Here is a 21,014-nt window from a genome sequence, read left to right on the forward strand (position 1 = left end):
ACGCGCGCCGCCCGCACCCCCCTACTCGACGCCTTCGGCTATGAGGGCCTCGACGAGGCGGGCGGTGCCCTCGAGGTCGGCGACGGCGATGTGCTCGTCGGCGGAGTGGAAGCTGGCCATGCCCACGCCCAGGGTGATGGGGCGCACGCCGCGGGCGGCCAGGACGTTCGCGTCCGAGCCGCCGCCGGAGCGGTGGAATCGCGGCTCGAGGCCGGCCGCGCGGGCGGCGCGGGCGATGGCCTGCACGAGCTCGTCCTCCTCGTCGAACAGCACGGCGTCGTAGCTCTTCGTCCACGCGACGTCCACCGTGCCGCCGAAGCGCGCCGCCGCGGCTTCGAGCGCCTCGGTCATGGCCGCCTTCTGGGCCTCGGCGCGCTCGGCGTACAGCGAGCGGCACTCCCCCGCCAGCGCGCAGGCGTCCGGCACGACGTTCGTCGCGCCGCCGCCCTCGATGAACCCGACGTTGGCCGTGGTGGCCTCGTCGAGGCGGCCGAGCGGCATGGCGGCGACGGCCGCGGCCGCCATCGCGATGGCCGAGACGCCTTCCTCGGGGCACACGCCCGCGTGCGCGGCGCGGCCCGCGAACGCGGCGTTGAGCGTCCAGTGGCACGGCGCGCCCGTGATGACGGTGCCGGGCGCGCCGTCGGCGTCGAGCACGTAGCAGGGCGCGCCCGCGGGCAGCAGGCCGTCGGCCAGCGCGCTCGAGCCCAGCAGGTGCTGCTCCTCGCAGGTGGTGAACAGCACGGTGACGTCGGGGCGCGGGGCGTCGGCCTCCAGCACCGAGCGCACGCCTTCGAGGATGGCCGCCACGCCGGCCTTGTCGTCGGCCGACAGGATGGTGTCGCCCGCCGAGCGCACGATGCCGTCGACGACCACGGGCTCGATGCCCGCGCACGGCTGCACGGTGTCCATATGCGCCGAGAACACCACGTGCCCCGCCCGCGTGCCCGGAAGATGCGCGACGAGGTTGCCGGTGTCGGAGCCCACGCGGGCGGCCGAGTCGTCGAAGCGCACCTCGAAGCCGAGGGAGCGCAGCTCGTCGGCGCAGCGGGCGGCCATCGCGGCCTCGTGGAACGACGGGCTTTCGATACGGACGAGTTCGCAGAACAGGTCGAGCAGACGATTCGCTTGCATGGATGGTCCTTCCTTCAGCCGCCAAGCAAAACGCTTGGCAACGACGATGCGTTCGGTTACCGAAAGCCATTATAATCAGCAGCAGCACCATACTCGCGAGAACCCCGGCAACGGGGCCACGCGATCCGTACCGCGAAATCGAGGGAGGTTCCGAGTGCAGGACATCATCAAATCCTGTCGAAGCTATCGCCGTTTCGACGAAAGCGACCGCATCGATCGCAAGCTGCTCGCCGCGTGGGTGGACGCCGCGCGGCTGGTGGCTTCAAGCGGCAACGCGCAACCGTTGCGCTACGCCATCGTCAGCGACGAGCGCGCCTGCGAGCGCGTGTTCTCGTGCTGCGCGTGGGCGAAGGCCCTGCCCGACTGGCCGGGGCCCGAGCCGGGCGAGCGGCCGAGCGCCTACATCGTGGTGTGCCGCGACAACGAGCGCACGCTGGCCGACACCTTCACCGCCTGGGACGAGGGCATCGCCGCGCAGACCGTCATGCTGCAGGCCGTCGAGGCCGGCTTCGGCGGCTGCATCGTCGCATCGTTCAAGAAGCGCAGCCTGACCGAGGCGCTGGGGATCGACGCGGAGCGCTTCCAGCCCGATCTCGTGCTGGCGCTGGGCAAGCCCGTCGAAGACGTGCGTATCGTCGATCTTCCGGCCGGCGGCGCCACCGAGTACTGGCGCGACGGGGCGGGCGTGCACTACGTGCCGAAGCGCGCCCTCTCCGACGTGCTGCTGTAGCGCGCACGCGGCCCGCGGCGCTTCGGCGTCGCGGGCCTTAAGCCTCGACGCGCTCGAACTCGATGCGGCGCTGCGCATCGAGACGGCGGTTGCGGAAGTACACGAACCAGTTGACGCCGATGCACGCGATGTTGAGCAGGTACACGGCCAGCACCCAGTTCACCGAGCCGGACACGAACTTCGCCGCGATGCCGGCCACGTAGCCCGCCGTGATGAGCGCGATGAACTGCCAGCTGGATCCGGCCGCCGTGCCCGCCTTGTAATTCTTGTACGCGTTGAGCGGCCACGACAATCCGAAACACACGAGCATCGCCGCTTCCAAGAGCTCTGCCACGAGCCTATCATCTCCTTTATCGTGCCGGGTCGCATCTCGACCGCCGGCCTCGCCGTACCGCAACGTCCACCACCCTACGCGCTCGTCCCTGCGTTGTCCAATATGAATTCATGTTTAAATGATATGATGAACCTTATGGATAAGGGTCCGGGCGGACGACGATCGGGAGGATCGCGGTGGAACTGCAGCAGCTCAGGTACTTCGACGAGGTGGCGCGCACCCAGCACGTGACGAACAGCGCGAAGAAGCTCAACGTGGCCCAGCCCGCGCTCACCCAGTCCATCCGCCGGCTCGAGCGCGAGCTGGGCGTGACGCTGTTCGAGCGCGTCGGGCGCAACGTGCGGCTGACCGCGTGCGGCGCGGCGCTCCAGAAGCGCATCGCGCCGCTGCTGGCCGCCCTCGACGAGCTGCCGGAGGAGCTGGCGGTGGTGGCCGGCCGCGAGCAGGCCGCCGTGCACCTCGCCATCGAGTCGGCCTCGGCCCTGGCGGTGGACGCCATCGCGGCGTACCGCGCCTCCCACCCCGACGCGCGCTTCGTGGTGGCGCAGGAAACCGCGGCGCGCCGCTGGGACCTGCGCATCCGCACCGTGCGCGCGGACGGCGCGGCCACGGCCGCCCGCCGCTTCACCGAGCGCATCGGCATCGCCGTGCCCGCCGAGCGCGCCGCGGGCGGGCCGCTCGCGCTGACCGATCTCGAGGGCGAGCCCTTCATCTGCCTCGCGGGCAGCCGCACGTTCCGCGCCGTGTGCGACGAGGCATGCGCGCAGGCGGGGTTCGCGCCGCGCGTGGCGTTCGAGAGCGACAGCCCCGCCGTGGTGAAGAACATGATCGGGCTGGGGCTGGGCGTGGGGTTCTGGCCCGAGCGCAGCTGGGGCAGCCTCGAGGACAGCAGCGCCACGCTGACGGCCATCGCCGACGCCCCGTTCGCGCGCACTATCGAGATCGAGCCGGCACACGGCCTTCTCAGCAAAGAAGCCGCGGCGTTCCACGGCTTCCTCGTCTCTCGGTTCGAAGCGCGCTGGCGCGAGCCCTCGCCCCTACGCGCCTAGGATGCGCGCCGCCACCTGCTTCTTGCGGCTGAGGACGCCGGGCATCCACGTGCCGCCCTCGCCCGTGCACTCGATGCCGAACACGCGGTTGACGATGCGGCGGTTGCCCTCGCACAAGAACTGGCTGCCCTCGGCCACGATGTCGGTGACGAGCAGCAGCACGAACTCGTAGCCGTGATCCTCCCGAAGGCGGCGCATGTGCGCGCGGATCTCGTCCTCGCGCTTCATGACGGCGGGCAGGTCCACCGTCTCGTGCTGCGCGATGAGCACGGTGGAGTCGCCGATCTGGAACTCCTTGGAGTCGGCCCCCACGAGCTTGGACACGGGCATGTCGTCCTCGCCGCCGCGGCACTTGAACACGGACAGGCCGAACTCGATGGGATCGACGCCCGCGATTCCGGCCAGGTACTCGACCTGCTCGCGATCGACGTAGGTGGCGGTAGGCGACTTGAGGATGACGGTGTCGGTCATGATGGCGGACAGCAGCACGCTCGCGATGGCGGGCGGCAGCTCCACGTCGTGACGGCGGAACTCCATCGCCACGATGGTGGCGGTTGAGCCCACCGGCAGGTTGAGGAACTTGATGGGGTTCGCCGTCATCACGTCGGCGATGCGATGATGGTCGACGATCTCGACGACTTCGGCCTCCTCGATGCCGTTGACCGCCTGGCGTATCTCGTTGTGGTCGACGAGCACCACCTTGCGCTTCGGGCGCACGGTCACGTCCGAGCGCGTGACGATGCCGATGGCGCGCCCCTCGTCGTCGAGCACGACGGCCTCGCGCAACGCGCTAGCCATGAGGTCCTCGACGGCCTCTTTCAACAGGCCGTCCTTGCTGAGCACGAGCACGTCGGTTTCCGTGATGTCCTCCACCCTCTGCCCCAGCGAGGCGATGAGGTCGCTCGCGACGGCCATCTCGTTCGAGCCGCCTTCCTCGAGCGCGTCGGTGGCGGTGATGTAGCGCTCGGCGATCATGCGCGTGGTGATGAGGCCGCGGTACGTGCCGTCGTCGTTCGTCACGACGAGCGCGCGCACGTTGTGCTGGCGCAGCAGGCGCCCCGCCTCGAGCAAGGTGGCGTCGTGGCCGATGGAGATGGGATCGGGCGTCATGACATCGGACACGCGCGCGTACACGTTGGCGATGATGTCGGGGGCGGGGATGCCGTTCCTCTCGAGGATCCAGGCGGTCTCCGGCGGCAGGGGGCCGAGGCGGACGGGACGGTAGACGCGGGACGCCTCTTCGGGATCCTGCGACCGGCGGGCAAGCTCGTTCTTCAGATACGCGTAGCCCACCGCTGCGCTGATCGCATCGTTGTCCGGGTTCTTATGACCCACGACGATGATCGGTGCCGACATTGCTGTACTCCTTATCCGAGGGCGCTCACGCGCGGCGCCCCGCTCACGTTGCAGTCATGCGGATGCTCGCTGCGCCCCCGATGCGGGGCCGCGCGGCTGCCGAGAACCCCCAGTATAGCGGGACGGGCGAAACGGGTGTCGCCCGATCAGCCGTTTCGGGCGCAAATGTCACGAAAGAGCCAAAAAGCGCCCGCACGCGACGGCCGCACCCGTCCGTGATACCATAGGCGCGCACGATCCGACCCCGACCGTGCGCAGGACCAGCGGAACCGGCAAAGCGAGGAGCGTCCATGAAAACACTCGGCCTCACCGACGTCATCGGCCCCATCATGGTGGGCCCTTCGAGCTCGCACACGGCGGGCGCGCTGCGCATCGCCTACATGGCGCGCCGGCTGTGCCTGGCCGAGCCGAAGACGGTGGAGTTCAGGCTGCTGGGGTCGTTCGCGCACACGCTCACCGGCCACGGCACCGACAAGGCCCTCGTGGCCGGCATGCTGGGGCTGGCCACCGACGACCTGCGCATCCGCGACTCCTTCGACCTTGCGCGCGAGGCGGGGCTCGCGTTCTCGTTCGTCACGCTGCCCGACGCGGAATACGACCATCCCAACACCATCGACGTCCGCATCGTGGACGCCGCGGGCAACGCGATGGACGTGCGCGGCGAGAGCATCGGCGGCGGCGCGGCCGTCATCCGCAAGATCGACGACATCGACGTGCGCATCACCGGCGAGAGCGCGAGCATCGTCGTGCGGCAGCGCGACGAGAAGGGCGTGCTGGCCCATATCGCGCAGAGCATCAGCGACGAGGGCGTGAACATCGCCACCACGCGCATGTACCGCGAGCGCAAGGGCGACACCGCCTACACCGTGCTGGAGACCGATCAGGCGGTGGGCGCGGAGGCGAAGGCGGCCATCGAGGACCATCCCGCCATCTACGACGTGCGCATCATCCCCGGCGACGCGCGCGCCGACGTCGAGCGCGTCGCCGTGCCCGACGTGGCCGCCGCGCTCCAACGGTTCGCCGACCTGGACTTCGGCAACGGCGCAGCGCTGCTAGCGTACTGCGAGGAGCACGGCGCGACGCTGTCGGAGGCGTTCCTCGCGCGCGAGGCGGCGCTGGCCGCGAGCCTCGGCTACGCCGACGGCGCGGCGGCGTACCTGCGCGAGGCGCTGGCCGTGATGAGGTGCGCCGCCCGACGCCCCATCGACGAGGCGCTGCCCTCGATGGGCGGCCTCATCGGTGGCGAGGCGCGCAAGCTGGCCGACCTGCACGAGCGCGGCGGCGAGCTGTGCGACGACCAGCTGTCGTGCGCCATCGCCTACGCGATGGCGGTGCTCGAGACGAACGCGTCGATGGGCCGCATCGTGGCCGCGCCCACGGCCGGCTCGGCGGGCGTGCTGCCCGGCGTGCTGCTGGCGCTGCAGCGCACGCGCGGCTACGGCGACGACGACCTCGCGCGCGGCCTGGCAGCCGCCGCTGCCATCGGCTACCTCATCACGCGCAACGCCACGGTGTCGGGGGCCGAAGGCGGCTGCCAGGCCGAGGTGGGCTCGGCGGCCGCGATGGCCGCCGCCGCGTCCGTCGAGCTCATGGGCGGCACGCCCGCGCAGTGCTTCGCCGCGGCCAGCAACGCGCTGACGAACATGATGGGCCTCGTGTGCGACCCCATCGCCGGCCTCGTGGAGGAGCCCTGCCAGAAGCGCAACGCCGCCGGAGCCGCCGTCGCGCTGGTCAGCGCGCAGATCGCGCTCGCGGGCATCGGCAACCTCGTCGACTTCGACCAGACGGTGGAGGCCATGCGCAAGGTGGGACGCTCGCTGCCCTTCGAGCTGCGCGAAAGCGCGCTCGGCGGCATCGCCGCCGCGCCGACGGCCTGCGCCTACTGCCCGGACTGCGCCTAGCGCGCCGCGAGCGCCGCGCCCCCACCGGCCGCGCCCCCACCCGCGTCGCCGTCGTCGTCGCCGTTCACGAGGTCGATGAGCTCGGAGCGCACGTGGATGCCGAGCTTCTGGTAGATGCTCTTGATGTGCGACTTCACCGTGTTCTCGGACACGAACAGCTTCTCCGAGATGCCGTGCACCGTGCGCCCCTGCGCCAGCAGCGCAAAGATCTCGGTCTCGCGCGCCGTGAGCTGATGGTCGCGCGCCAAGAGCGCGCATCGGTCGGCGAACCACTGCTCCTCATGGACCACCACCTGCGGCGCCGGGGCCGCCGCCTCATCGGGCCCCGGTCCCTTGTCCCTGAACAGGACGAGCGACAGCATGGACAGCAGGTACAGCGACACGAGGGCCGCCACGGTGAGCGTGAGGCTGTCCGCCGTGAAGCGCGACGCGTTGAAGAACCCCACGAGGATGCCCAGCAGCTGCGCTGCGTTCGTGCAGGCGAGCGCCGCCGAGAACACGAGCGCCGAGGGCAGGCGCGTGTCGCGCGCCATATCGGCCAGCATGCACCACAGGATGATGCTGGCCACCATCGAGCCCAGCTGCGCGAACGCGTTCACGATGCCGCCGGCGGCGTTCCACAGCAGCGGCAGCAGCAAGAACCCGGCGGCCGACAGCGGCAGCGCCATCTTGTACAGACGCCCGATGTTGAACGGCTTCTTCATGAACAGCGTCGGCAGCAACAGCAGCGCCACCACCACCGCCGACGTGACGATGGACGTCTGCTGCACGGTGGACAGCGGCAGCTCCTGCTGACCCGATATTTGCATCATGAGGCCGCTCATGAAGCAGAACACCGCCGTGCCGAACACGGGCCGCCACAGCTGCACTGCGGCGCTCTTCATCACGGGGCGCGAGTACTCGCTGTCGATGCGCGCGCGTATGTCGAGCGAGCGCTTCACGAACACCGACGAGACCACGAACACCACGGCCGTGGCCGGGATGATGACGCCGGACGGCAGGAACGTCATGCAGAAGTACACGACCAGGCTGAGCACGTTGCACACGAGCACGTACCGGTACACCGCGCGCAGCGTGAGCGTCTTGCAGAAGCGCGCCCACAGCAGCACCATCACCGCGTCGCCCGCGCCCAGGCACACGCCGCCGAACAGCAGCCACGGCAGGATGCGCGAGAAGTCCACGTCGTCGGAAAACTGCAGCGCCATGCCGCACACGAGGAAGCCGAACAGCGCGATGCCGCACGCCACGAGCACCGAGATCACCGTCTGCGGGCCCGACGAGCGCAGCGAGAAGAACGCGACGACCACGAACACGGCGATGCGCGCCACGAGCACGGTGGCGAGGAACAGCGTCTGGGACGAGGGGTCGAGCGCGTCGGCCGGCGCGAAGATGGTGAACGAATGGAAGGCGATGTAGGAGAACACGAGGTACAGCGCGTACCCGCTGAAGAACACCGCCTCTTTGGTTTTCACCGCGTCGAACGCCGTTCGCAAAGCACCCATGCACCCTCCACCTCGAGCGCGACCCTCCCCCGGTGTCGCTGAAGCCCGCCTCGTTCCCCAGTATACCCGGTCGCGCGATGCATCTTCCCGACCGTTTTGCCGCCATGGCGCATATCACCCGTTTCAGGTGGTGCAGACCTGCGGTTTTGCAAAAATCACCCGCTGGCGGAGGAAGCGCGCCCACCGCCGCGCGCGCTAGAGTGCCGACAGGCGAACGCCCCGGGAAGGCGTCGCCGAGCACTGGGAAAACCAACAGGAGGGAGCACTACCATGAAGACGAACACGAATCCCACGGGCATGTCGCGCCGCGCATTCCTCGGCCTGGGAGCCACCGCCGCCGTCGCCGCGGGCGCAGGGCTGGCGGGCTGCGCGCCCCAGGGCAAGGACGCCGATGCGGCAGGGGCGGGCGGCGGTGCCTCGACGAGCGCGGCCGCCATGCCGAACCCCACCGAGTACACCCCCGCCTTCCTCGCCAAGCCCGAAGCGCCTGCCGAGGTGGCCGAGGAGAAGGACTGCGACGTGCTGGTCATCGGCTTGGGGTTGGCGGGCGTGGCCGCCGCGCGCGCCGCGGCCGAAGCCGGCGCGAAAGTCATCGGCATCGAGAAGCAGCCCGACATCGGCGTGGTCAGCATGGCCGGCGCGTTCGGCGTGGTGGACTCGCAGATCCAGCTGGGCGCGGGCATCACGTGGGCGCCGAAGGGCGACATCGTGAACCAGCTCATGAAGGACATGTGCTACCGTCCCAACCCCGACTTCCTCAACTACTGGTACGACCACTCCGGCGAGGCGTTCGACTGGTTCGTGGAGGGTGCCGACTACGAGCTGATCCCCAAGACCGCCGACAACAAGCAAACTGACAAGCCGAACTTCCTGCGCCCCATCTTCTGGCCGCCGCTGGAGGGCTACGACTACAAGACCGAGTACTACCCGTTCTTCCACGGCACCATCAACCTCAACCCCAACATGCAATGGGGTTGCGAGAACTGCCGCGACAAGGCCAAGGCGGCCGGCGCCGAGCTCATCTTCTCCACGTTCGCCGAGCAGCTCATCACCGCCGACGACGGGTCCGTGGTCGGCGCGTACGTGCACGACAAGGACGGCAAGCAGTACACGAAGATCAACGCGAAGGCCGTGTGCCTGTGCACGGGCGACATCGGCGGCAACCCCGAGATGCGCCACTACTACGCCCCGCAGGCCGACGAGTTCGCCAGCTACTACGGGTCACTCGACGCGAACGGCGAGGTGGCGAACACGGGCGACGGCCACCGCATGGGCGTGTGGGCCGGCGGCCACATGGAGCTGGGACCCTTCGCCCCCATGACGCACCACATGGGCGGCGCGCTGGGCGTGGACGCGTTCCTCCAACTCAACATGGAGGGCAAGCGTTTCATGAACGAGGACATCCCCGGTCAGAACATCGCCGACCAGCTGTCGCGCCAGCCCGCCTCGAAGGACCCGGATCTGGCGCTCAAGGGCACGAAGTCGTGGCAGATCTTCGATGCCAACTGGAAGGACGAGCTGCTGGCGCAGGGCACGGGCCACGGCTTCGTGAACTACTACATCCCCGAAGACGAGAAGGACCGCTACGCCACCGTACTCGAGGGCTTCGCGCTGGGCTACACCACCGACGAGATGGTGGAGGGCGCCGTCACGCTCAAGGCCGACACCATCGAGGAGCTGGCCGAGGGCATGGGGCTGCCCGTGGAGAACGTGAAGGCGTCCATCGAGCGCTACAACGAGCTGGCCGCGAAGGGCGTGGACGAGGACTACGGGAAGCTGGGCACGCGCATGTTCCCCGTGGACACGCCGCCGTTCTACGCCTGCCGTTTCGACAGCGCCGGCATGCTCGTGCTCATGGGAGGCCTCGAGTGCGACACCGACCTGCATCCGCTCGACGACGCGGGCGAGCCCATCAAGGGCCTGTACGTGGCCGGCAACACCCAGGGCGGGCGCTACCTCGTAGAGTACCCCGTGACCGTGGGCGGCCACAGCCTGGCCTGCGCGCTCACGTTCGGCAAGCTGGCCGGCGAGAACGCCGCCGCCGGCGTGTAGAACCGTTCCGCGCCGCGCCCGCTTGCTACGGGCGCGGCGCGCGCTTCGGGTTAATCCAGCACGAGGTCGGGGAACGCTCCCAGGTCGATGGCCTGGATGGCGAGGCAGCCCGGGCCGCCCTGCGTGATGAACGCGGGGCCCAGCTCGAAGATGCCGCGGCGGCATCCCGGGAAGCGCTCGGCCAGCATCCGCGACGCCTCCTCGGCCTGCGAGGGGTTGTCGGCATGGCTGACGCTGAGGAAGAAGCCCTCGCCCACGCCGCGCGCTTCCAGATCGTCGGCGATGGCGTTGACGGCCTTCGCGAACGAGCGCGCCACCTTCATCTTCTCGAGGCGCGTGCCGTCGTCGGTCTGTTTCATGACGGGGAACGCCTTCACGAGGTGGGCGAACGTGGCCGCGAGCGGCGTGAGGCGCCCGCCGCGGCGCAGGTAGTCGAAATCCTCGGGGATGAGGTAGGAGTGCGCGGTGGCGATCTGGGCGTCCAGCGCCTCGAGGACGGCCGCCGCGTCGAGCCCCTGCCCGGCCAGCTGCACCGCCGTGCAGGCCAGCACCCGATGGGGCACGCACAGCGTGCGCGTGTTCACCACCTGCACGCGCTCGGGATGACGCGCCTGCTTGACCAGGCCGCACGCCACCTCGTAGGCGCCCGACAGGCCGTCGGCCATGGCGAGGTGGATCACCTCGTCGTCGGTATCGTAGGCCGCGAGCGTGAGCGCCGGCGGCGGCGACGCGCTTTGCGGCAACGCGCCCGCGCGCACCTTCGCCAGGAACTCCTCGGCCGAGATGTCCTCGTATTCGAGCCAGGTTTGGCCGTCGATGGCCACGACGAGCGGCAGCACGGTCATGCCGCGCCGCGCACCATCTTCCACGGAGAACATGACGGAAGAATCAGTGACGATCTTCATGGGAACCTCTTTCTCTCGCCAGCGGGACGAAGAGCGCGGGGTTGTGGATCGGTGGTGACCGCACGTCGTCGATGCGTTCATCATGCGGGATAGCGCAGCGCGTTGCAAGAGGTCGAACGAAAGTGGAACCGAAACCGCGAAGAAACGACGAAGCCCGCACCGTGTCCGATGCGGGCTTCGCGCTAGCCGATCTTGACGATGGGCGCGTAGTCCTTGAGGAGCTTCTTGGTTTGGCCGGTTTTGGAGAACTTCACGAACAGCGTGTCGCCGTCCACCTTCGTTACCTTGCCGCGGCCGAACGTCTTGTGGTCCACGGTGTCGCCGGCGGCGAACGTCATCTTCGCGGCCGCCTTCTTCTCGGCACCGGGGCGCACGCAGGAGCCGCTCACGCGCGCGGCGCGGTCGTCGGTGCGGTTCGTCGGGCCCGACGCGCTCGAGCGCCCGAACACGCGGCCGCCGCCCGCCTCGGTGCCGCTGCCGGCGATGCCCTTGCGGCTGCCGCGCTTCTCCCAGCCGGTGCCGCTGAAGCCAGCCGAGCCGAGGCCGGTGGTCTGGCGCAGCTCGGAGGGGATCTCCTGGACGAACCGGGAGATGGGGTTCGACGATGTCTGGCCGAAGATCTGGCGGGCGTAGGCGCAGGTGAGGAACAGCTTCTTGCGGGCGCGCGTGATGGCCACGTACGCGAGGCGCCGCTCCTCCTCGATGCCGGCCGCGTCGCCCACGCTGTTCATGTGGGGGAACAGCGTCTCCTCCATGCCGGCCACGAACACGCAGTCGAACTCGAGGCCCTTCGACGAGTGCACGGTCATCATGGTGACGGCATGGCCGTCCTCGGCCACCGTGTCGAGGTCGGTGCGCAGGCGCACCCACTCGATGAAGTCGGCCAGCGAGTCGCCGCGCAGGACGCGCACGGGCGAGTCCTCGGACGAACCGGCGAGCTCGTTCGCGCCCGCGAAGGCGTAGAACGACCCGGCCGGCGCATCCGCCGGTGCAGAGAACGCCGGGGCGGCCTCCTCGTCCGCGAGCTCCGCCCCGCCCGCCGTGGGCGCTTCGTACATCGCGTCCTCGTCCTCGTGGGTTTCGGTGAACTCGTCGACGACGCCGAGGAACTCCTGGATGTTCTCGATGCGGCCACGCGCCTCGTCGGTGTTCTCGGCCTGCAACGCGCCGATGAGGCCGCTCTTGTCGATGATCATCTCGATGACCTTGCGCAGGTCGCCGCCGTAGGTGCGCGCCTCGTTGATGAGGCCCACGAACTCGCCGATGGCCTGGCGCGCGGACGCGCGCAGCTCGGGGTCGACGATGGCCAGCTCGGCGCCTTCCATGAACGTCATGCCCATCTCGCGGGCGAACTGCTCGATGCGCTCGATGGTGGTCTTGCCGATGCCGCGGCGCGGCACGTTGATGACGCGCTTCGCCGCGATGTCGTCGGCCGGGTTCACCACGAGCGTGAGGTAGGCCATCACGTCGCGGATCTCGGCGCGGTCGAAGAAGCGCGTGCCGCCGACGATGCGGTACGGCACGCCGGCGCGCAGCAGCATGTCTTCGAGCATGCGGCTCTGCGCGTTCGTGCGGTAGAACACGGCCACCTGGTTGTACGACAGCCCCGCCGCGCGCTGCTTCTCGATCTCGCCGGCGATCCAGCGACCCTCGTCGCGCTCGTCGGCGGCCATGTACACCTGGATCTTGTCGCCGTCCTCGGCGCTCGTGAACAGCTTCTTCGCCTTGCGGTGCTGGTTGTTCGCGATGACGGCGTTCGCGGCCGCCAGCACGTTGCCCACGCTGCGGTAGTTCTGCTCGAGCTTCACCGTGTGGGCGCTCGGGTAGTCCTGCTCGAACTCGAGGATGTTGCGCAGGTCGGCGCCGCGCCACGAGTAGATGGACTGGTCGTCGTCGCCCACCACCATGATGTTCTTATGACCCTCGGCCAGCAGGCCCGTGATGGAGTACTGGGCGTGGTTCGTGTCCTGGTACTCGTCCACCATGATGTAGCGGAAGCGGCTCTGGTAGGCCGACCGCACGTCCTCGTGGTTCTTGAGCAGCAGGAAGGCGTACAGCAAGAGGTCGTCGAAGTCGAAGGCGTTCGCGGCCTTGAGGCGCTCCTGCAGGCGCGCGTACACGCGGGCGGCCACCTTCCCCACCGGGTCGTTGGCCTCCTTCTCGAAGGCGCTCGGCACGATGAGCTCGTTCTTCGCGGCGGAGATGCGGTTCATGAGGGCGTTCACGGGGAAGCGCTTCGGATCGATGTCGAACTCGGCCATGATCTCCTTGTACAGGCGCTTCTGGTCGTCGGTGTCGTAGATGGTGAAGTTGCGGGTGAAGCCCAGCTTCTCGGCGTCGGAGCGCAGCATGCGCACGCACATGCTGTGGAACGTCGACACCCACATGCCACGGCAACGGGGGCCCACCAGGCCGTTCAAGCGCTCGCGCATCTCGGCGGCCGCCTTGTTCGTGAACGTGATGGCGAGGATCTCCCACGGGGCCACGTCGTGGTTCTCGATGAGGTTCGCGATGCGGTACGTGAGCACGCGCGTCTTGCCCGAGCCGGCGCCCGCGAGCACGAGCAGCGGCCCGTCGATGGTGACGACCGCCTCGCGCTGCGGCCCGTTCAAGCTGTCGATATCGATTGACATATGAGCAGTCTCCTACGGATGGAGGTGAAAACAAGCTTCCGTATTCTACCGCGTTTCTCGACCGGCGACGGGCAAACGCGCGCAATCTGCGCAAGCGCGCGGACCGCTACGCGAGCGCCTCGGCCAGCTCGCCGGCGGGCGCATCCGGACGCCGGTCGGCGCCCAGCGCATCGCCCCACATGGACAGCTCCGCGCCGTGCTCCACGAGGTTCGAGCACTCGTTGCCGGCGCGCTCCAGGCACAGCAGCAGCTGGTTGTACACCGCCTTGTTCTCGGGCGCGCACAGCTGGCTGCCCACGCGGCGGAAGTGGGCCTTGCGCGCCCGGCTCTGCCGCTTGATGATCTGGCGGCGGCGCTCGTCGAGCACCCGCTCGGACGCGGCGTCCTGATCGCTCAGGAACCGCAGCACCGCATCGTACATGTCCGACACCATCGCGGCGCTCTCGGCCAGCTCCTCGCGCGCCTCGTCCGAGAACGGCTTCTTGGTCGAGAGGCGCTCACCGTACAGCGCGGCCGTCTCGCCGCAGCGCGAGCCGATGCGCCCCACCGCGTCCACGATGAACATGAGGTCGGATATCTCCGCGGCCTGCCGCTCGGACGTCGCGCCCGCGCTCAGCAGCTCCACCGCGTAGTTCGCCAGCTCCCCCTCAGCGGCCTCCACCTGCGCGCAATCGGCCTGGAGCGCCTTGAGCGCGGCGGCGTCCCGGTTCGCGATCGCCCCGGGCAGGGCGCCCAGCATGGCGCGCACCTTGTCGCAGTACGCTTGCAACTCCTCGCCGAACATCCTGATGGCGAACACCGGCTGGCCGAGGATCTTGTCGTCGAGGGTGACGAGGGCGGCGTGCGCCTCCCCGTCGGCCTTGCCCGGCACGAGGAACGTCACGATCCTCACCATCACCCCGATGAGCGGCAGCCACAGCAGGGTGCACACGACGTTGAACGTGGTGTGCGCGTTCGCGATCTGGCGCGCGATGACGTCGAGATCGGGGCCGGGCGTGAGGAACTGCACGAACTGCGCGATGAGGGGCACGAACCAGATGAACACGAGCGCGCCCGTGATGTTGAACACGCTGTGCGCCACGGCCGTGCGCTTCGCGTCGCGCGATTGCCCGATGCAGGCCAACAGCGCCGTGATGGTGGTGCCGATGTTGTCGCCCAGCAGGATGGGGATGGCGCCCTGGAGGCCCAGCACGCTGGTCACGCCGTCGGGGCCGGGCTGCGAGGCGAAGCTCTGCAGCACCGCGATGGTGGCGCTCGAGCTTTGCACGACGAGCGTCATCACGGTGCCCACCACCACGCCGAGCGCGGGGATGCCCTTCACCTGGTCGATGAGCCCCAGGAACACGTCGCTTTGCGCGAGCGGCTTCATGACCGCGCCCATCGTGTCGATGCCCACGAACAGCAGGCCGAACGCGAACACGGTCTGGCCGATGTTCTTGATGCGCTCGTCCTTCGCCACGAACCACACGATGAAGCCGACGAACACGATGAGCCAGATGTAGTCGCTGATCTTGAACGCCATGAGCTGCGCGGTCATCGTGGTGCCGATGTTCGCGCCGAAGATGACGGCGATGGCCTGGCGCAGCGTCATGAGGCGCGCGCTGACGAAGCCGATGGCCATGACCGTGGTGGCGCTCGAGCTTTGCAGCACGGCGGTGGCTACCGCGCCGGCCAGCACGCCCAGCACGGGATTCGAGGTGAGCAGGGACAGGATGGACTTCATCTTGGCGCCGGCGGCCTTCTGCAGGCCCTCGGACATCATGTTCATGCCGAACAGGAACACGGCCAGTCCGCCAGCCAGGCCGAACACGGTTTCCATCGGAGCGTTCACGCGGGACTCCCCTTCGCATCGTCGGTTGCAAGCGCTCAAGCACGTGAACCGAAAGGATACCGGGGAGTCGGTAAGACCCTGGTCAAGGGAAGGTAAAGTTCGGGTAAAGTTTTTACAAAAGGGGCGCGTCCGACGGTTTTCAGGCCGTCGGACGCGCTCGATTCTTTACACGATCTTCTTGCCGAAGACGGCGGCGATCTCGCGCAACTTGGCGACGAGCACCTCGAACTGGGCGGGCGTCAACTGCTGCGGGCCGTCGGACAGGGCCACGGGCGGGTTGGGGTGCACCTCGATCATGATGGAGTCGGCGCCGGCCGCCACGGCGGCGTAGGCGAGCGCCGGCACGAGGTCGCGCTGGCCGGCGGGGTGCGACACGTCGATGCACACGGGGCACAGCGACTGCTTGTGGATCACCGGGATGGCGGCGATGTCCAGCGTGAAGCGCGTGGCCGTCTCGAACGTGCGGATGCCGCGCTCGCACAGCACCACGTTGTCGTTGCCCTCGGCGGTGAGGTAGTCGGTGGCGGCCAGCCACTCGGCGATGGTGCCCGCGAAGCCGCGCTTGTACAGCACCATCTTATGCGACTCGGCGGTGACCTGGCCGATCTTCTTCAACAGGCTGAAGTTCTGGAAGTTGCGCGCGCCTACCTGCAGGCCGTCCACGTAGGAGTGGACCAGCTCGCAGTGCGCCGAGTCCATGACTTCGGTGAGCGTCTTGAGGCCGTACTTCTGACCCGCGTCGCGCATGATCTTGAGGGCTTCCTCGCCCAGGCCCTGGAACGAGTGCGGGTTCGTGCGGGGCTTGAACGCGCCGCCGCGAATCCACTGCAACCCGAGGCCCGCGACGCATTCCGCCACTTCGTCGAACTGCTCGACCGACTCGACGGAACAGGGGCCGGCGAAGATGGTGATCTCGTCGGTGCGGGTTCCCAAGTCGGGGATGGGGGCAATCTTCGCTTCGCTCATACGGACGGGGTCTCCTTCATGATCTTGAGAATGGCCGAGTAGATCTCGCGCAGGTTCTCGTTGTACAGGGGACCCTCGTTGTAGCTGCTCACCTTCGCGAAGATCTCCTCTTCGCGCTTGGCGTCGTACAGCCCAAGATGGGCTCCGGGCTTGAGACCGCGGATGACCAGCGAGTGGCCGGCGCGCTTGTTGAGCAGCGCGACGATCTGCTGGTCGATCTCGTCGATCTTGGCACGATGTTCTTGGATCTCCGCCAGGGAGCTGTTCTCTTCAGACATCGGCTTTTCCTCTCATGACTCTCAAATGCGGTAACGCTCGACCCGCGTCGCGGGCATCACGTGTGCCTGACATCATAGCAAAAGCGACGCGCTCCAACGACGCGCCGCCCGAATTTGCGAGGAAGTTCATGGGATATCGCGGGGACGAGAGCCCTCCGAGGCCCGAGACGCCTCCCCGAACGCACGCGGCGCGCCCGAAGGCGCGCCGCGAACCGTGCGATGCTCCGTGCAAGCGCGCCTTACGGCAGCATGCCCATGCTCTCGAAGACGAAGTAGCCCAGGACGAGCACGCCCACGACGATGCGGTACCAGCCGAACGCCGTGAAGTCGTTCTTCTTGATGTAGCCCATGAGGAACTTGATGGCCACCACCGACATGGCGAACGCCGTGACGATGCCCACCACGAGCACGAGCACCTCGGTGGACGTCATCGCGATGCCGGCCGCGAAGAACTTGAGGCACTTCACGAGGCCCCAGCCGAACATGATGGGGATGGCCAGGAAGAACGTGAACTCGGCCGCCGCGGTGCGCGAGCAGCCGGCCAGCATGCCGCCGATGATGGTGGCGCCGGAGCGGCTCGTGCCGGGGATGATGGCCAGCACCTGGAAGCAGCCGATCTTGAGCGCGGTCTTCCAGTCGATCTCGTCCACGTCGGTGATCTTGAACAGCGACGCCTCGGCCTCGTCGGCCGCGTCGCCGTACGCCACGCGCGCATGGCGGCCGCGCGGCGCCTCGAGGGCGGCCTCGGCCTCGCGCAGGCGGCGGCGGTTGCGGCGCTCGAGCACGATGAACACCACGCCGTACAGGATGAGCATGGCCGCCACGGTCACCTTGTTGTAGAAGTACTCGTTGACCAGGTCGTCGAACGCCAGGCCGATGATGGCGGCCGGGATGCAGCCGATGGCCACCATGCCCCACAGACGCCACGTGCTCTTCTTCTCGACGGCGTCCTTCTTCGGCGAGAACGGGTTGAGCTTGTGGAAGTACAGGATGAGCACGGCCATGATGGCGCCCAGCTGGATGACCACGAGGAACAGGGCGAGGAACTCGTCGGACACCTGCAGTTTCACGAACTCGTCCACGAGGATCATGTGGCCGGTCGAGGAGATGGGCAGCCATTCGGTGATGCCTTCCACGATGCCGATGAGGAAAGCCTTCAATGCTTCGATGATCATGCGTGCGTATCCTTGGTTGAGTCGATGCGGTTATCGTTTGCGCTGATGATGGTCTTGCAGCATGGCGATGGCCAGCAGCGCCACCGACAGGCACAGCCCCATGAGAACGAACTGGGGAAGCTCTTGCCCGAGCGCGATGGTGGCAAGGGAGACGAGCGCCACCACGAGCGCCGCCATCTTGCAGAGATAGGAGATGCGGTCGTTGAACGAGGCGTGCATCTGCTGGCGCTCTTCGTCCGACGGCGGCTCCCGACGCGGGCGCTTCGCCGCGGGCGCATCGTCGACCGCCGGGGCGGGCGCGGGCGCGTCCAGCTCCAGGTCGTCAAGCGCCTCTATGTCGTTTCGCGCGTTCTCCATGCCGCGAATTGTACACGAGGATGAGCGAGGAGCGAAGAGAAACCACAGGGGCAACATCGCGAGGAGGCCGAGATCGCTACGGCTCGCATCTTCCGCAGGGAGCGTACCCGCGCGCTTCGGCTTCCTCGCGCGTGCCGTCGAAGCCTTCCCGGTTGGCCGCCTTCATGTCGTCGACCGAAGGGCAATCGGGCCGATGGAAGCGCTTGGTGTTGACGTTGAGGATGTAGGCGTGCTGCGACGCGTCGAATCGGTCCGGAGGCGCGAGCGTTCCGTCCAGCCGGCTCTCCCCCGTCGCGTAGTCGATCTCGATGCCGGGCTGCGCGTTGTAGACGAAGACGTTCAAGCTGACGCCCGCCCCGTCGTCCTCCATCGATTCCGCCTCGAGATGGACGCCGCGCGCAACCAGATCGTCCCCCTCGAACACGGGGGTCGCGCGGTACAAAACGCGATTGCCCGTCCGATCGACGTAATCCGCAACCCGTCTCTCGAACGGCGCCATGCCCTGGGCGTTCATGAACCGCGTTCCCGTGACGAGGTTGCGCTCGTTGGCGTTCTCGCCGGCCAACCGGTACGCGATGAGGTGGCAGCGATTGAAGAGGTACGCCCCGTCGACGATGTCGTACCTGACGAGGTGCCAGCCGGACGGCTTCACGCCGCCGATGCTCCCGCGCTCTTCCGTCGGCATCGTTTCGGGACCGACGACCGCGAACGCCGTCCCGCATCGCCCGAGCCCGTCGAGCGGCGCATACGCCTCGAACGCCGCAAGCTGATGCTCGGCCTCGGAAAAGGAAGGCTCGTTGCCGTCGATCTCGACGAACGGATCGCCCGAGAACGCGGGGATGGCGTCCAGCGCGACGGCGTGCTCGGGAGGCGCTATCGGCGCCGGCGTCTCGCGCTCGCACGCGGGCAGCAACGCGCCGCACGCCAGCAGCAACCCGACAAGCAGCAGCCTCGCAAGACCTCGCACCATCGCACCCCCTTCAACCATAGGTTCAGTATACGGCATACGGAAAGAGATATACCTTAATTATTTTACTTATAGCTCCTTCATGCAAAGCCTGTGCAGCGCACTTCGCCAAGCCGCCAATCGCTTGCTTTTCGTGTAAGATGGCTAGCGAAAAACGAGAGCGATACGTTCATGCGAAGGAGCCACCCGTGTCCACCACCCCGTCCAGCCAGTTGGTCATCGTCGTCGATTTCGGAGCCCAGTACGGGCAGCTGATCGCCCGCCGCGTGCGCGATCAGCACGTGTACTCGGAGATCGTCCCGTGCGACATCACCGCCGAGGAAGTGCGCGCCCTCGCGCCGGCGGCCATCATCCTGTCGGGCGGACCGGCCAGCGTGTACGCCGAGGACGCGCCGTCCATCGACCCGGGCATCTTCGAGCTGGGCATCCCCGTGCTGGGCTTCTGCTACGGACAGCAGATCATGGCCGTCACGCTGGGCGGCACCGTGGGCCACACCGACGCCGGGGAATACGGGGCCGCCGCTTTGACGCGTTGCGACGAGGGTGCGTCCCTGCTGTACGGCGAGACGCCTGTCGAGCAGACGGTGTGGATGAGCCACCGCGACGCCGTGGCCGAGGTGCCCGCGGGCTTCGCGGTGACGGCTTCGACCGACACGTGTCCCGTGGCCTCGATGGAGTGCGCAGAGCGGCGTTTGTACGCGACGCAGTTCCACCCCGAGGTGCGTCACACGCCGCACGGCGACGAGCTGCTGAAGAACTTCCTGTTCGGCATCTGCGGCCTCGAGCCCTCCTGGACGATGGACTCCATCATCGACGACGCCGTCGAAGCCATCCGCGCGCAGGTGGGCAGCGACCGCGTGATCCTGGGCCTGTCGGGCGGCGTGGACTCCTCCGTGGTGGCCGCGCTGTGTGCGAAGGCCATCGGCAAGCAGCTGACCTGCGTGTTCATCAACCATGGCCTGCTGCGCAAGAACGAGCCCGAAGAGGTGGAGGACGTGTTCACGAAGCAGTTCGACGTGGACTTCGTGCACGTGCACGCCGAGGACCGCTACGCCGCGCTGCTGGCCGACGTCGTCGAGCCCGAGCAGAAGCGCCGCATCATCGGCTCGCAGTTCTGGAAGGAGTTCTTCGCCGTGGCGGAGGACCTCGCCGAGGGCGGGCGTCCGGTGAAGTACCTGGCCCAGGGCACCATCTACCCCGACATCATCGAGAGCGGCGCCCGCAAGACCGGCGGCAAGGCCTCCACGATCAAGAGCCACCACAACCTGATCCCGTTCCCCGACGGCGTGTCCTTCGACCTGATCGAGCCCCTGGATCACTTCTTCAAGGACGAGGTGCGCGCACTGGGCACGGCGCTCGGGCTGCCCGACCACATCGTGCATCGCCAGCCCTTCCCCGGCCCGGGCCTGGCCATCCGCATTATCGGCACGGTGACGCGCGAGAAGCTGGAGATTTTGAAGAACGCCGACGCCATCGTCCGCGAGGAGCTGGACGCCTACAACGCCCGCATCTTCGAGGAGACCGGCGACCGCAACGACGAGCGCAGCGTGTGGCAGTACTTCGCCGTGCTGCCCGACGTCAAGAGCGTCGGCGTCATGGGCGACGAGCGGACGTACGCCTACCCCATCATCCTGCGAGCCGTCGAGAGCTCCGACGCGATGACCGCCGACTGGGCGAAGCTGCCGTACGACGTGCTGGCGCGCGTGTCAGGTCGTATAGTCGCCGAAGTCCCAGGAGTCAACCGGGTAGCATACGACATCACCAGCAAGCCCCCTGCGACGATCGAGTGGGAATAAAAACGGTCGCGATCTTCGCAATACACAGCGCATTTAACCATTTTCAAG

17 protein-coding genes are annotated in these 21,014 nt (G+C 68.0%); 5 read left to right on the forward strand and 12 right to left on the reverse strand.

Annotated elements, in window-relative coordinates; genetic code table 11:
- Positions 1–21: 21 nt before the first annotated feature.
- Complete coding sequence (locus H8S61_RS11975; protein ID WP_186939134.1) at positions 22–1,134, reverse strand: M20/M25/M40 family metallo-hydrolase; 1,113 nt, start codon at positions 1,132–1,134, stop codon at positions 22–24.
- Between the two features lie 154 nt (positions 1,135–1,288).
- Between H8S61_RS11975 and H8S61_RS11980 the strand changes: the two genes are divergently transcribed.
- The gene (locus H8S61_RS11980; protein WP_160942725.1) at positions 1,289–1,864 is read left to right on the forward strand and encodes a nitroreductase family protein; all 576 of its coding nucleotides are present in this window, start codon (positions 1,289–1,291) and stop codon (positions 1,862–1,864) included.
- A gap of 37 nt (positions 1,865–1,901) precedes the next feature.
- Here the strand turns inward: H8S61_RS11980 and H8S61_RS11985 are convergent, their stop codons facing one another.
- Positions 1,902–2,198 (reverse strand): hypothetical protein, encoded by a 297-nt coding sequence (locus tag H8S61_RS11985; RefSeq protein WP_160942724.1) that lies wholly within the window; start codon positions 2,196–2,198, stop codon positions 1,902–1,904.
- Positions 2,199–2,374: 176 nt separating this feature from the next.
- Between H8S61_RS11985 and H8S61_RS11990 the strand changes: the two genes are divergently transcribed.
- Positions 2,375–3,247, forward strand: a complete 873-nt coding sequence (locus H8S61_RS11990) for a LysR family transcriptional regulator (RefSeq protein WP_186939135.1) — start codon at positions 2,375–2,377, stop codon at positions 3,245–3,247.
- Here the strand turns inward: H8S61_RS11990 and H8S61_RS11995 are convergent.
- Positions 3,236–4,603: a putative manganese-dependent inorganic diphosphatase gene (locus tag H8S61_RS11995; protein ID WP_186939136.1), complete on the reverse strand. Its 1,368-nt coding sequence runs from the start codon at positions 4,601–4,603 to the stop codon at positions 3,236–3,238. The genes H8S61_RS11990 and H8S61_RS11995 overlap by 12 nt on opposite strands.
- 290 nt (positions 4,604–4,893) lie before the next feature.
- Between H8S61_RS11995 and sdaAA the strand changes: the two genes are divergently transcribed.
- Positions 4,894–6,504 (forward strand): L-serine ammonia-lyase, iron-sulfur-dependent, subunit alpha, encoded by a 1,611-nt coding sequence (gene sdaAA / locus H8S61_RS12000; protein WP_186939137.1) that lies wholly within the window; start codon positions 4,894–4,896, stop codon positions 6,502–6,504.
- Here sdaAA and H8S61_RS12005 read toward each other — a convergent pair.
- The gene (locus H8S61_RS12005; RefSeq protein ID WP_186939138.1) at positions 6,501–8,006 is read right to left on the reverse strand and encodes a helix-turn-helix transcriptional regulator; all 1,506 of its coding nucleotides are present in this window, start codon (positions 8,004–8,006) and stop codon (positions 6,501–6,503) included. The genes sdaAA and H8S61_RS12005 overlap by 4 nt on opposite strands.
- 270 nt (positions 8,007–8,276) lie before the next feature.
- On the opposite strand from H8S61_RS12005, the gene H8S61_RS12010 reads away from it, so the two are divergent.
- A complete protein-coding gene (locus tag H8S61_RS12010) occupies positions 8,277–10,058 on the forward strand; it encodes an FAD-dependent oxidoreductase (RefSeq protein WP_186939139.1) in 1,782 nt (593 codons plus the stop codon).
- A 50-nt stretch (positions 10,059–10,108) separates the two neighbouring features.
- Here the strand turns inward: H8S61_RS12010 and H8S61_RS12015 are convergent, their stop codons facing one another.
- From H8S61_RS12015 to H8S61_RS12050, 8 genes are all read right to left on the reverse strand, one after another.
- The gene (locus H8S61_RS12015) at positions 10,109–10,963 is read right to left on the reverse strand and encodes a DegV family protein (RefSeq protein ID WP_186939140.1); all 855 of its coding nucleotides are present in this window, start codon (positions 10,961–10,963) and stop codon (positions 10,109–10,111) included.
- A 182-nt stretch (positions 10,964–11,145) separates the two neighbouring features.
- Positions 11,146–13,596, reverse strand: a complete 2,451-nt coding sequence (locus tag H8S61_RS12020) for an ATP-dependent helicase (RefSeq protein WP_186939141.1) — start codon at positions 13,594–13,596, stop codon at positions 11,146–11,148.
- A 106-nt stretch (positions 13,597–13,702) separates the two neighbouring features.
- Complete coding sequence (locus H8S61_RS12025; RefSeq protein WP_186939142.1) at positions 13,703–15,427, reverse strand: Na/Pi cotransporter family protein; 1,725 nt, start codon at positions 15,425–15,427, stop codon at positions 13,703–13,705.
- A 165-nt stretch (positions 15,428–15,592) separates the two neighbouring features.
- Positions 15,593–16,393 (reverse strand): 3-deoxy-7-phosphoheptulonate synthase, encoded by an 801-nt coding sequence (aroF, locus tag H8S61_RS12030; protein WP_052106177.1) that lies wholly within the window; start codon positions 16,391–16,393, stop codon positions 15,593–15,595.
- Positions 16,390–16,671 carry a chorismate mutase gene (locus H8S61_RS12035; RefSeq protein WP_035586161.1) on the reverse strand — a complete coding sequence of 94 codons (282 nt, stop codon included), beginning with the start codon at positions 16,669–16,671 and terminating at the stop codon, positions 16,390–16,392. Before H8S61_RS12035 ends, aroF begins: the two co-directional genes overlap by 4 nt.
- 239 nt (positions 16,672–16,910) lie before the next feature.
- On the reverse strand, positions 16,911–17,846 hold the full coding sequence (locus tag H8S61_RS12040) for an undecaprenyl-diphosphate phosphatase (RefSeq protein WP_154333765.1): 936 nt from the start codon (positions 17,844–17,846) through the stop codon (positions 16,911–16,913).
- 30 nt (positions 17,847–17,876) lie between these two features.
- Positions 17,877–18,203 (reverse strand): hypothetical protein, encoded by a 327-nt coding sequence (locus H8S61_RS12045; protein WP_035586164.1) that lies wholly within the window; start codon positions 18,201–18,203, stop codon positions 17,877–17,879.
- A 76-nt stretch (positions 18,204–18,279) separates the two neighbouring features.
- Positions 18,280–19,173, reverse strand: coding sequence for a DNA/RNA non-specific endonuclease (locus H8S61_RS12050; RefSeq protein WP_186939143.1), 894 nt, complete (start codon positions 19,171–19,173; stop codon positions 18,280–18,282).
- A gap of 185 nt (positions 19,174–19,358) precedes the next feature.
- On the opposite strand from H8S61_RS12050, the gene guaA reads away from it, so the two are divergent.
- Complete coding sequence (guaA, locus tag H8S61_RS12055) at positions 19,359–20,966, forward strand: glutamine-hydrolyzing GMP synthase (protein ID WP_186939144.1); 1,608 nt, start codon at positions 19,359–19,361, stop codon at positions 20,964–20,966.
- Positions 20,967–21,014: the final 48 nt, after the last annotated feature.

The organism is Eggerthella hominis, assembly GCF_014287365.1.
GTDB classification, from domain to species: domain Bacteria; phylum Actinomycetota; class Coriobacteriia; order Coriobacteriales; family Eggerthellaceae; genus Eggerthella; species Eggerthella guodeyinii.